This is a genomic window from Arcicella aurantiaca, from assembly GCF_003148625.1.
GTDB lineage: Bacteria > Bacteroidota > Bacteroidia > Cytophagales > Spirosomataceae > Arcicella > Arcicella aurantiaca.
In genome coordinates this window covers 17446-30480 of sequence record NZ_QGGO01000045.1, presented here as the reverse complement: position 1 = coordinate 30480, position 13035 = coordinate 17446, and the positions used below count along the sequence as shown (strand labels likewise).

The window sequence follows — 13035 nt, the reverse complement described above, 5'->3', positions numbered from 1 at the left end:
GAATTCATCTATCGGGATGCTAAACAACATTTAGGACTTAATCATTGTCAATCAACTCAAAAGGAAAGACTTGATTTTCATCATAACTTTTCTTTAACAATGCTGTCATTAGCCAAGATAACCAACTGGTTGAATAAACCCACAGACAGTAGAAAGGCTTTTTCAATCTATGACATTAAGACTCAATATTTCAATGAACGATTCTTAAATAAATTTTTTAGCGTGTTCGGAATCTCGCCCGAACAGCAAATAAATAATCCAAATGTAAATTCCTTACGAAACTATGCTAAAATAGCCGCTTGATTCGTAGCGTAGTATTGATAACTCATCATTCATCATTAATTCATGAATTACACAGCCCAACATCTTCCAAGCCGTATATTAACGACAAATAACCAAGAATATCTTTGGTTTAGTGGTACGTCGTACTTGGGAATGCCTCATCATCAAGGATTTAGAGAGAATTTTATCAAAGCATTTGCTCAATATGGTACGTCTTGGGGAAGTTCTCGCAATAATACGGTTCGTTTAGAAATTTACGAAAAAGCAGAAATTGAACTCGCAAAATTTGCCCAAATGCCCGCCGCTTTAACCGTCTCTTCGGGAATGTGGGCGGGACAATTAGTGTGTAATTTCCTGCAAAAACCAGACACACAGTTTTTCTACGCTCCCAAAACGCACCCTGCCCTTTGGAATGAAGCAAGTTTGAAACCACAAGAGTGGGAAAGAGGATTAACTTATGCCGAATGGACATTGAAAATTGGCGAAAAAGTAAAAGAATGTCCTGCCCAAAATATTGTCATCTGTTCCGATTCAGTCGGGTCGCCTTATGTGGAAGATTTTGATTTTCAGTGGATTAATCATTTGCCAGAAGATAAAAATATTACCGTAGTCATTGACGCTTCGCATAGTTTTGGGGTTAATCACTCAATTATTCAATCACTCAATCACTCAATAATTATTACCTCCTCCCTCAACAAAGCGATGGGAATGACAGGCGGCGTGATTTTTTCTGATGCAGAAACGCTTGCCGAAATCCGTAAATTTCCCATGTTTGCGGGAGCGTCTCCGATGATGCCTGCTTTGTTAGAAACCTTTATAAATTCTATTGATTATTTCCACGAACAACGGCAAAAACTAATGGAAAATATTGCGTATTTCAACGCTCAAATTCCTAAAAACACTTTTCTTGATTCCATCGAAAATTATCCTGCTTATTGTACACATCAGTCGGGCGTACATGAATTTTTGAAAGAAAATGGCATTATGACGGCGTGTTTTCCGTATCCAACCGCAACGGATTTGCCCGTTACTCGGCTGGTTATTAGTGCTTTGCATTTGGAAGAAGATTTAGAAAAATTGGTGGAGGTGTTGAAAAAAGTGTAAGTGTTGTCATTGCGAGTGAAACGAAACTCCGATTCACTACGTTCGCAATGACAGTAGAAGCACTCGCAATGAAAAGCCATTTATAAATTTCTCAAAAAAATAACATTTCATTCTCAACAATTATGAAAAAAATATACTTCATCTTTTCAATTTTGTTAATGAATACTATCATTTCCAAAGCTCAAAAAATCAATACTGATTTTCTGCCTAATCTTTTGGCTACCCAACCCGAACAGTTCAAGGAGCTATTGGATAATCCCGAAAAATACCGTCTGCAAATTCTTTATACGCAAATTGATAGGGATAAAAACAATCGTCCAAAATTTACGTCTTACGGTTATCGAATTAATGACACAGAATATTTTTATCCCGCCAGTACCGTAAAATTTCCTGCGAGTGCTTTGGCTTTGGAGAAAATTAATAATCTAAATATCAAAGGATTAACGAAAGAAACAGCGATGTTGACGGGAGCAGAATATGAGCGTCATACACCCGTAACGAAAGATACTACTTCTGAAAATGGCTTGCCTTCGGTGGCTCATTACATCAAAAAAATATTGATGGTTTCGGATAATGATGCTTTTAATCGCCTTTATGAATTTTTGGGACAAGATGGTTTTAATGATGCTTTACACAAAAAAGGCTATGAAAATACTCGCATTTTTCACCGCTTGCAAGTGGGCATGAACAAAGAGCAAAACCGTAGAACAAACCCAATAAAGTTTGTATCGGGCAATGAAATTCTCTATCAACAACCAATGGTGATTTCTGAGAAAAATTATAGTTCGCCAAAGCCCATTGGCATCGGAAAAGGCTATATGCAGGGCGATTCCGTTGTGAATACACCGTTTGATTTTAAGGATAGAAATTTTTATCCTCTGCTCGACCAACAGTCTGTCCTAAAATCAATCATTTTTCCAGAAGCCGTTGAAGCTAAAAAACGCTTTAATTTGACGGATGAAGACTATCAATTTCTATACAAATATATGTCGCAAATGCCGACGGAAAGTGTCTATCCCAACTACAACCCAACGGAATTTTACCCGACTTACTGCAAATTTATGTTATACGGAAGTGGCAAAAATGACGTGCCAAATCCAAGTGTCAGAATTTTTAATAAAGTAGGAGATGCCTACGGGTTTTTATTAGACAATGCGTATATCGTAGATTTTGAAAAAGGCATTGAATTTATGGTTTCCGCAGTTTTGTTGTGTAATAAAGACGAAATTTTTAATGATGATAAATATGATTATGACACCATCGGTTTTCCATTCATGAAAAATTTGGGACAACTTCTATACAATTACGAACTCGCACGCCTACGTAAACACAAACCAGATTTAAGTAAATTTAAAATAGTTTATGATAAGTGAAAAAATATTACCTTTGACTTTCAAACACTTACACTCAATAATGTTCTCAAATACCATGAAAAAACATTTTCTCACGACTGCTTTTTTCCTTTTAGCTTTCTTCCACATTATTCAGGCACAACAAGCTACAAGTATTACGCTCGGACAAGTACCCAATAACATCTGTAAAGGTTCTACAATTTCTTTATCTTTTACGGCAAATGGTGTTTTTGATGCGACAAATTCTTTTAAAGTTCAAATCCGAAATTCATATACCAGTGCTTGGACAGACCTTGCGACTGAAGGAAGCAGTAGTCCATTAAAATGCACGATTCCTGCTAATTTTGAAGAAAATATTAGTTACTATTCATATTACATTCGTATCGTAGCTACTAAACCTAATATTGTTAGTGTGGATACTTATATATATCCACTTAACTCAAAACCTAACTTGACATTGTTAGGATTAAGCTCTTCTTCTATTAATCCTTATGAATCTGTAAATATAAGATTAAAAGGAACAGGATATTATACAAAGGCTGTATTGAATGATAGTACGGTATTAGATATTGGAAATATCTCAAATACGGGTGATAATTTTATAATTTATCCTAAAAAAACTAATGATTATTCAATTGCTTATGCAACAAATGCCTGTGGTCGAGGAGAAGTGTCAGGAACGGCAAAGTTAACCGTTAATGAAATTGGATTAAAATTAATAAGTGTAACCGCAAGTAATTGTTTGGGGGGTAAAATACAAATCAATTACTCATCAACGGAAAAAGTAAGCTCTTCAAACAAATTTAAAATTGGACTTAGAGGATATTATCCAGACAAAGAGTATGAAATTGATGCTGTTGAAAAAGATGGATATATTGAAGCTGTTTTACCTTCTTTTATAGCTGCTGCCTATGACTATAATGTCAGAATAATTAGTAGTAGTCCACAAGCTGTATCAGCTTGGTCATCTGGCAGAATATTTATTGGAGATAAAGCCTCTGCCGAAATTACTTCGCATAGCGAAAATGTTTATTGGGGCTATCCTGTACTTATTGAATATAAAGTAACAGGAATAGGACCTTGGAATATTATTTTGAATGATGGTGGTTTTTCCAATATTAGCTACTATCCTGACTATACTACGCCCAATTCCCCATATAGTGGACTTTTTTCTAAGTCGGTTCTTCCTGATAAATCCAAAAGTTATTCAATTGCTGCTTTTACGAGCAAATGTGGCGTAGGTCCAGTGGGTAAGAATATCATGGATGTGAACGTAAAACCAGGGGTTGTCATTGATTCTCTGAACGAAGATATGGAAATATGCTTGGGAGATTCTTTCACCGCAAAATATTCAACTTTTGGAGATAATGCCTCTATCGTTGCATTTGTTACTAATAACAATTACGGTACAAATAACGACAGAATCAAAGTGCCAGCCGTATTTAATAATGGTACAATGAAAGTAACCTTGCCCAAAAATTTATTAGACAATAAAAATCCAGATTCAGATAATTTTTACCTTGGAATAAGTTACGGAAATGACCCTTATCAGGTAACATACAGTAGAAAACCATTTAAAATCAGGACTTTACCAAGTGTGTCATTTAACAGTCCACTTCCGATAAACTTAGTAACAAAAGGTAGTGCTTGGCTTCAACTTATAACGTATGGAACAGGTAATTTGTCAGTTTTATTAGAAGATTCTACTCGTCAAACTATAAATGCAGCCTATCGTTTAAACAATTACTCTTTGGGTATTCCTGTACAAGTTGCAAAAACTACGACTTTTAAATTAAAATCGGTTAGTAATATATGCGGAACAGTTCCTACAACTGATACAAGAGGACTAACTGTTTATGTTAATCGTCCTGCTGATAATGATATAACGCTTCAAAATATTCCTACCAAATTGTGTGTTGGCGAAAAAACAAAAATCTATTTTAAAACATTTGGAAGTTTTAAAACAGAAAATGAATACAAAGTAGAGCTTACTCAATATGGTATTACCAAAATAATCGGTACTGGAAAAAGTTCCCCTATTGATGTTGTGATACCAGATGTGAATTTATACAATAACACCAATTATACGATAAGAGTAGTTGCATCTGCCCCAACAACGATAAGTGACAGCCCATATATCACCATAAATACAACACCCTCAATTAACTTATCATTAGGCTCAACCTTAGAATTTGGAACATTGGTTGATGAAGATGTAACATTTAATCTTTACGGGAGTACAGGGGGGACGATTAATTCGTTTGTATTCTCTGATGGCACAACATTTCAAGGAAATCAGCAAGTTGTGAGACGATTTAAAAATAGCACAAACTTTTCAATAAAATCAGTCTCCAACGAATGTGGAATAGGAACTGCTGCTAATAATTCTTTTAAAATAAATATTGTTCCGTTCAAATTATACTCAGTTTTAGATAACACTGTATATTGTACGGATAGTTACTACAATTATAATTATGAGATAAATGGAGTTAAAGAACCGAATGTTACATTTAATCTTCAAATAGCATTACAAAAAGATTCTGTTTTTACTGATTTAGTTACAAATTCATCCGAAAACCCAATACGATTTAAAATCCCATCTACCTTGAAAGAAGGCAATTATCTATTAAGACTTGTTAGTAATACTGCGGTAAAAGTTTATTCTCAAATTTTGGGATTTCAGGCAAAATTGCCCATTAAAGCAAATTTAACAGCTCCAGATGGCTCAAATGCAGTTTCTATTGAAGGTGGAACATCGGTAAGTTTAAAATATTCAACTTCTGGCACTACGCCAGCAAACACAATTTTAGTAGATGACAAAGAACAAGTAATTCGTGGAGTTTTATCCTACGATAATAGTCAATCATTTACACCCACAAAATCAACAACATACACTTTAAAATCTCTTGAAAATACTTGTGGATATGGAGTGGGTACGGGGAGTGTAAAAGTTACCATAAAACCCTCAATTACAGTTAATCAATTGAATATTTACACGATTTGCTCTGGGAAAGATATAACAGTGAATGCTTCAAGTTTTGGAGAATTTGATGCAGGCAATACCTTTAAATTTACATTAATTGACAGTAAAAAAAATAGATATGATGTGAATGAAGTTTCATTATTATCAGGAGAAACAAAATTAAAAATTCCAAACAATTTAGCGTTCGATACTTACCAACTTGAAGTGAGTTCAACAAAGCCAATCGTTACAAAAACCTTTGGTAATAATCTTTCAGTAATCACCTTACCAGATGCCACAATATCAGGCAATACAATCATAAATTCTGGACAACAAACTTATATTTCAGTCATAAATAATAATACCAAAAACAATCCATCCTATTATGATGATGCCATTTATGTATTATCCAATGATACACAAGGTTATACTTCTTATGGGAAATTTGTTAATGTAAACCCCACTAAAACAACAACTTATACCTTAAAATCTATCACTAATTCTTGTGGCGTTGGTAAAGTTTCGGGTAGTGCTACCGTAACTGTTAATCCGCTTACCGATAAAAGAATTAACACCAATTTTGGCGTTTACTCTGCTACTTATGTTTGTGCAGGTGGGCAGCAATATGTGTATTTTGATACTCAAGGTATTTTCTCAGCAACTAATAAATTCTCTGCTCAAATCTCTGATAAAAATGGGGAAAATTTTAAAGATATTGTTTCAGAAGGTGATAAAAGTCCCTTAAAAGTTACCATTCCAGAAGATTTACCCGAAGGGGATAATTATCGTATCAGAGTAATTGCATCCGATAAAGACGTTAGTAGTTCCGCTAATATTTATTCATTAAATTCATTTAAAGCATCAACCGCCACTTTAGATTCAACTACGTATTTTTTCTCAGAAGGTAAGTCCGTAAATGTAAAAATCAATCTTACAGGTACTTCTCCTTGGTCATTGAAATTTGGACTTGAAGAGTTATCTGCTATCGTTTATCGTGCAACTGCTTCTCCTTTTACAATTAAGCTCAACCCGCTTAGTCCCATCTCTTACAAAATTTTCTCTGTCAATGATTCCTATTGTATGGGTAAAGTTTCAGGTACAGGCATCGTAAAATTAGAACTCGTTACTGCCAACGAAGAACTGTCTGATATTGAAATAAAACTCTTCCCGAACCCTACAAATGATAAGGTTATTTTGCAAAGCGACAACTATAAACATACTGTTGTACAAATAGTTGATAATTTTGGAAGAAAAATTTTAGAACAAAATATAAATAATGCAGAGACAATTTTAGACTTGTCAGGTTACACGAGCGGACAATATTTCTTACAGATAGAGCGAGAGAATAGACGAAAAATTTACAAAATTCAAAAACTGTAAATCAAATAAAAAAAGCCTTTCAAATTCAATTTTGAAAGGCTTTTTTTATTTGGAAATGTCAATTTCTTGGCATATTTTTTGCAAAAATATATTTGACATCCTTACGTCAAATATCCACAACCCATGAAAAAATATATACTCGTTTGTCTCACAATCGCTTCATTTGCCTTGTTAGGTGCTGGGCCAACAACCCCTCGGAAAGCATCGCCGAAGCGTATCAAAGCTGATTCTTCCATTACGCAAATTATCGAAAGTTTTGCTCTCAGATTTGCCCCAGATAAACGTACAGCCATTTTTCAAATTGATGCTTTTAGACAAAATAATCATGTAATTCTTTCGGGACGTACTAATTTGTACGGAGCAAAAAGCTTTCTGCTCGACCGTCTCAAAACAGAGCGAGTTCCCATCGTAGATGAAATAAAAACCCTCCCAGAACCTGAATTAGAAGATAAAGTATATGGTTTAGTAGAGGTTTCGGTTTGTAATATCCGTTATTCACCCCGTCATGCGGGTGAGTTGGCTTCACAGGCGTTGATGGGTACACCCGTGAGGATTTTAGAAAAAGAAGACAATGGTTGGTTGTTAATCCAAACACCCGACCAATATATTTCGTGGGTGGACAGAGGTGCTATCACGATGATTAATAAAGAACAAATGGAGCAATGGAAAGTTACTCCAAAAGTCATTTATACTCGTGCCTATGGTTCGGCGTATTCAGAACCCAATGAAGAATCAGCAACGATTTCTGATTTGGTAGCAGGTTGTATCATGGAATTGGTGGAAGAAGATAATAATTTCTATAAAGTAACTTTCCCCGACCAACGCAAAGGGTATGTTTCTAAACGTGAAGCCAATAATTACAATAATTGGTTTGGCAAAGTAAATGCTACCGAAGAAAATTTAATAGCTACTTCAAAAAGATTAATGGGGGTGCCATATTTATGGGGTGGTACATCGTTTAAAGGTGTTGATTGTAGCGGATTTACCAAAACGGTTTATTTCTTGAACGGAATCATTCTTCCACGTGATGCTTCGCAACAAGTAATGATTGGCGAAACGATTGATAAAACTGGTAATTGGAGCGAATTGAAAGCAGGTGATTTATTATATTTTGGAGAAAAAAGAGAAGACGGTTCAGAACGCATTGTTCACGTAGCGATGTGGCTTGGCAATGGCGAATTTATCCACGCATCTGATAAAGTAAGGGTGAGTAGTATGATTTCGACAGCCCCAAATTTTGATGAATATAATGCTAAAAGATACCTTCGGACAAAGAGAGTTTTAAAAACTGGAATGGCAGGAGTAGCCACTTTGAAAGAGAATATGGTTTATTAAAAATGTAGTGAGTAGTGGAATGGTAAATGGTTTGTTATCAGGGTATTACCTTTTATATGATTATCCGATAAATTGATAGATGTAGGGACGAATAGGATTTGTCCGTCGTTCTGGAGTTGGACGAATGCTATTCGTCTCTACCAAAAAAATGTCAAACCCAATTGTCAGAAAATTTTCCTTATCATATTTATAAATTTAAACGTACCACGTTTGACTTGGAGGAACTTCCCGAAAGTTCTAAAACTTTCGGGAAGTTAAACAGTATTCTTATGTTAAAATTCCTCTAAAATGCTGAGTAAGAATGATTGACTCCGTATTTTACTTATCAAATTTATGCTCCGAAGATACCTTTTACTTTACCCCAAAGTCCAGCAGCAGCTTCTTTAGCTTCTTCTACTTTTTCGGCAGCCGCTTCTTGTAAATCTTCTAATTTTTCAGCAGCTTCAGCTTTCAATTCTTCCGCTTTTGCAGAAACATCTCCACCTGTCAATTCAGCGATTTTTCCAGTGATTGCTTCTTTGGCATCGTCAAATTTCTCAGTAGCAGCATTTGTTAAATCACCGATTTTTTCAGAAGCGGTAGCTTGTAAATCTTCTAATTTTTCAGTTGCAGCAGTCGCTAATTCGTCAGCTTTTGCCGAAACATCCATTCCTGTTACTTCTTTAATTTTACCTGCCGCAGCATCAGCCAATCCTTCTAATTTCTCAGAAGCAGCATCTTTTAATTTATCTAATTGGTTGTCAGCTTGGTCTTGTACGTTTTCCATGTTTTGTGGGATTTGATTTTATATTTAATGAAAAGTATATCTACAAATATGCTATTTTTTGAGCGAAATGCCTAATAATCAGCTATTTTGTGTAGTTTTTTTACGGAAAGCATATACTAAAATGCCTGCTCCAAATAAGAGTGCAGGAATACTTAGGATTTGTCCCATATTAAATTGCATTCCGTTCTCAAAATTCACTTGATTCTCTTTTACAAATTCGTATAAAAATCTAAGCGTAAAAAGAATAATTAAGAATACGCCTGTCATTAAACCCTGACGAGTATTTTCTTTCTTCAAAGACCATATCCACATTAATAATAAAAACAATAAAATACACGAAAGCGACTCGTACAATTGTGCAGGGTGACGTGGTAATAAAACGGGGTGTTCGAGGTCATTAAAAAACCTGAATGCCCAAGGCACATCGGTAGGTTTTCCGACAATTTCAGAATTCATTAAATTACCAAAACGGATAAATGCCCCTCCCAAAGCTACCGTTGGAACGATACGGTCTGTTACATAGAGATAAGGAATATTTCTTTTCTTCGAGAAGATATAAAACGCTGTAAATAAACCAATGGCAGCACCATGAGACGCCAAACCAGAATAGGGTGGAACAACCATGTCAATAAAGAATTTTACAGGATTGCTGAGTAAAAGAGGATATTCATAAAAGAAATAATGCCCCATTCTGGCACCAATTACCGTTGCCACCATAGCGTATAGCAAAAGTTCATCGGCTTGTTCAATCGGGCGACCTTCTTTTTTGAACATATAACTAAGAACTTGATAACCAACTAAAAATGCTCCTGCGAACATCAAGCCGTACCAACGTAATGGAAAACCAAATATCTCAAAAATTACAGGGGAAGTGTGCCAATCAATATATGCTAACATTGGGGAATTAGGGATTTATGAAATGATTTTTGTAAAAATACGGTTTTTTAGGAAATATTCAGCCATTGATAGTAACACAGACTTTAGTCTGAATTTTCGTTACAGACTAAAGTCTGTGTTACAAAGTTAAAAATGCTTCTAAACCTCCTTCTAAATTTTTGAGGTTGGTAAAACCTCTTTTTTGAAGAATTTTACGAGCAATTTCACTTTGCAAACCTGTATGGCAAATAATGACAATCTCCTGATTTTTTAATTTTTCTATCAATTCCAAATTTAAAAGAAGTTCATCTAAAGGAATTTGGATACCACCCAAATCCCAATCTTCAATTTCATAAGGAGTTCTAATATCGAGAATTGTTAGTTCTGAAAGACGCTCTTTGAATTCTTCTGCTGACATTTTATTGATATACTAAATGCAAAGCAAATTTAATTAACTTGCTCATTGTCAATAATTTTCACTGGTTGAAGTTCACAAAACTTAATTGTGTTATTAACCAAAAAGGTTGTGTAAGTGCCTAAGAATGAGGACTTATTACACAACCTTTTTAGTTTGGAAAGGTACAATTAAAGTTGACCGTAAGCCATAATTCCACCTAAAACATTACGAACGTTTGTAAAACCTTGACCTTCCATAAATGCTTTTGCTCTACCAGACCTTGCACCTGAACGACAATGAACAATTACTTCTTGGTCTTTCCAAGCTTCGAGTTCCTCAATACGGTCTGGAAGTTCGCCTAAAGGAATCAATTTTGCTCCGAGATTTTCTTCTTCGTATTCGTAATCCTCACGTACATCGAGGAAATTAAAGGTTTCACCTTTATCAAGTCTTTCTTTGAGTTCTTGTACGGTAATATCCATTTTGTTATGGCTGTCAGCTATCGGCTATCAGCGAGCGGTTATCTTTTAAAATAATTTATCTATCAGTAAAATTATACTATTCTTTTATAATTTTTCTTACAAATGTATTCTTATCATTTGAAAGTCGCAAAAGATAAGTGCCAGTGTTTAGGTTTGGCAAATTAACTTCTTGGTTATCAGTTCTGGTTTGCAAAATAGTCCGACCTGTCATATCCAACAGTTCTACGTTTTTCAGGCTCGAATCGTTCCATCTAAAAATATCTTTTGACGGATTTGGTGAAATTACTAAACTTTTCTCTTCAACTTCTTCTTCATTAGCCAATACAAAAATCTCTTTTCCTACCATCACAGGACGAATCATTAAACTGCCTTTTATTGGAGTAAATAAACTTGTAGATTGTTTCGTCGATACATTAACCCATTCATTATTAATATTATAGAAATGACGATTTACAAATTGTGGAGCGTTTTCATCTAAACCAATCGTTAGTGGTTCGTCATCTGCAAGTTGAACATAACCAACATAAAAAGTATCCACAACCGCCACAGAGTCAAATTTATATTCGATAAAAGCGTTTGGTGTGTTGGGATATTTTATGATAGTTGTTGAATCTGAAATGGTTTTTAGTGCTTTTCCAGGTTTGCCTTTTTCGTTAGCTAATATTTGTAAGGTTAATCTTTTCCCTGCTAAATTGGTAACAGTTGGCTGAACATTTATCCTAATTGCCTTTACAGCGTCTGGTTTATTAACGATAAATTGTACGGCAGCTCGCCCAAAACCTTTTCCGAGATACGCTGCTTTTTCGGCTGTTCCGTCATCATAAGCATAATAATTATCTAAATCAATAACTCTGCTAATGGTGTCATTTACTGCAAAAGGAGAGACGTCAGAAGAGGTGATTTTAAAAGAAACTTTAAGTTTCAATTTAGTCGCATTTAATGACGCTAAGTTTAAATTGTTTTTTTGTATTAAAGTAAGTGTTGACAAACTTCCAATTCCTTGGCTTGGTAATGAATTTGATTCAATGTTTTGGTTATTTAAAAGATTAGTAACCTGATAAGAATATGGGAAGAAACGTAAAATACTTGAAAGGTTATTAACATTCCATTTGATACTATCTGCTAATTCTTTTTGAGGATTAGCCAATAATTGCCTTAAAGGCATTGAATTATAGCGTTTTAGAAAAGAAGTTAATTGATTTTGCGTTGCTAAATCTTGCGTAATAATGGAAGTTACTTCTTTAGTTATGGGGTTTCGGATACTTGTATTTTTAATGATTTCGCCCGCTGCTCGTTGATTTTTAATTCTGTCGATATAGATATAATCAACGTGCCAAACGTCAAATTGACCAGATTTTCTACCAAATGACTGAAAACTAAACTGAAATTTATCGTGTAAAAACAGATTTGCCCGAATTGGAATAATCACTCTTTTGAATAAGTCATTAGCCGTTTTGCTGGTATCGGTTACACCAACCCAAACGGTTTGCCATTTATCGCCATTTGTTAAAAATTGTAAGCGTAAAGAATCTCTCAATTCGGGTTTGTCACCTAAACCTTGTGTTCTGTAAAAAAAAGTAAAATGCACAGAATCTGCAACACTGTATTGTAAGTCAATGGGCAAAGACGTCAAAGAATCTGTTGCTCCTTCAGCCAATGAATTAGCAAAGTCATAAGGTGTTCCGTTTGCTTGCAAACCGTCAAAAGTGGCAACATTAATGGTTGGATGATTGGTCGTAAAGGTGTTACTGATATAAACTCCGCCCCCTTTTTGCCATTGACCCAAATCTTGGGTATTGGTAGAAGTGGAAAAATCATCAAAAAAAGGTAATTTCAATGCCATTACTTTTGCTGACGAAGGTTTTGATTTTTCGGTATTTTTTAGCGGAACAACTTGAAATTGAGCCAAAGAAACCTGACAAAAAGCAAGAAGGAGTAGAAGTGTAAGGAAGTAGTGCTGTTTATACCGTGTCATGGTTTTTAATTTGTTATCATTTCTTGATAAAATTCTTCAAAGATTTAAAAGGAAAAAGGACGACTTCACTCAGAGCGAAGCCGTCCTTTAATTTTTATAGTCAAACTATTTGAATTTCAGAACA

At 34.9% G+C, this 13035-nt stretch carries 9 protein-coding genes and 1 pseudogene; 5 read left to right on the top strand and 5 right to left on the bottom strand.

Features of this window, described 5'->3' with window-relative positions; translation table 11 throughout:
• From LV89_RS25415 to LV89_RS23745, 5 genes and pseudogenes are all read left to right on the top strand, one after another.
• Nucleotides 1-303: pseudogene (locus LV89_RS25415) on the top strand (hypothetical protein); the annotation flags it as partial.
• 42 nt (nucleotides 304-345) lie between these two features.
• Entirely contained in the window at nucleotides 346-1386 is a 1041-nt protein-coding gene (locus LV89_RS23760; protein WP_109745478.1) for an aminotransferase class I/II-fold pyridoxal phosphate-dependent enzyme, read from the top strand.
• Between the two features lie 122 nt (nucleotides 1387-1508).
• Nucleotides 1509-2759, top strand: a complete 1251-nt coding sequence (locus LV89_RS23755; protein WP_109745476.1) for a serine hydrolase — start codon at nucleotides 1509-1511, stop codon at nucleotides 2757-2759.
• A 55-nt stretch (nucleotides 2760-2814) separates the two neighbouring features.
• Nucleotides 2815-7080, top strand: a complete 4266-nt coding sequence (locus LV89_RS23750; protein WP_158279679.1) for a T9SS type A sorting domain-containing protein — start codon at nucleotides 2815-2817, stop codon at nucleotides 7078-7080.
• Nucleotides 7081-7203: 123 nt separating this feature from the next.
• Nucleotides 7204-8415, top strand: coding sequence for a C40 family peptidase (locus LV89_RS23745; protein WP_109745472.1), 1212 nt, complete (start codon nucleotides 7204-7206; stop codon nucleotides 8413-8415).
• A gap of 331 nt (nucleotides 8416-8746) precedes the next feature.
• Here LV89_RS23745 and LV89_RS23740 read toward each other — a convergent pair whose 3' ends face one another.
• From LV89_RS23740 to LV89_RS23720, 5 genes are all read right to left on the bottom strand, one after another.
• Nucleotides 8747-9181, bottom strand: coding sequence for a hypothetical protein (locus LV89_RS23740; RefSeq protein WP_109745470.1), 435 nt, complete (start codon nucleotides 9179-9181; stop codon nucleotides 8747-8749).
• Between the two features lie 78 nt (nucleotides 9182-9259).
• Complete coding sequence (gene lgt / locus LV89_RS23735; protein WP_109745468.1) at nucleotides 9260-10078, bottom strand: prolipoprotein diacylglyceryl transferase; 819 nt, start codon at nucleotides 10076-10078, stop codon at nucleotides 9260-9262.
• Nucleotides 10079-10196: 118 nt separating this feature from the next.
• Complete coding sequence (locus tag LV89_RS23730; RefSeq protein ID WP_109745466.1) at nucleotides 10197-10475, bottom strand: rhodanese-like domain-containing protein; 279 nt, start codon at nucleotides 10473-10475, stop codon at nucleotides 10197-10199.
• Between the two features lie 167 nt (nucleotides 10476-10642).
• Entirely contained in the window at nucleotides 10643-10936 is a 294-nt protein-coding gene (locus tag LV89_RS23725) for a rhodanese-like domain-containing protein (protein WP_109745464.1), read from the bottom strand.
• A 76-nt stretch (nucleotides 10937-11012) separates the two neighbouring features.
• On the bottom strand, nucleotides 11013-12911 hold the full coding sequence (locus tag LV89_RS23720; protein ID WP_109745462.1) for a T9SS type A sorting domain-containing protein: 1899 nt from the start codon (nucleotides 12909-12911) through the stop codon (nucleotides 11013-11015).
• Between the last annotated feature and the right edge of the window lie 124 nt (nucleotides 12912-13035).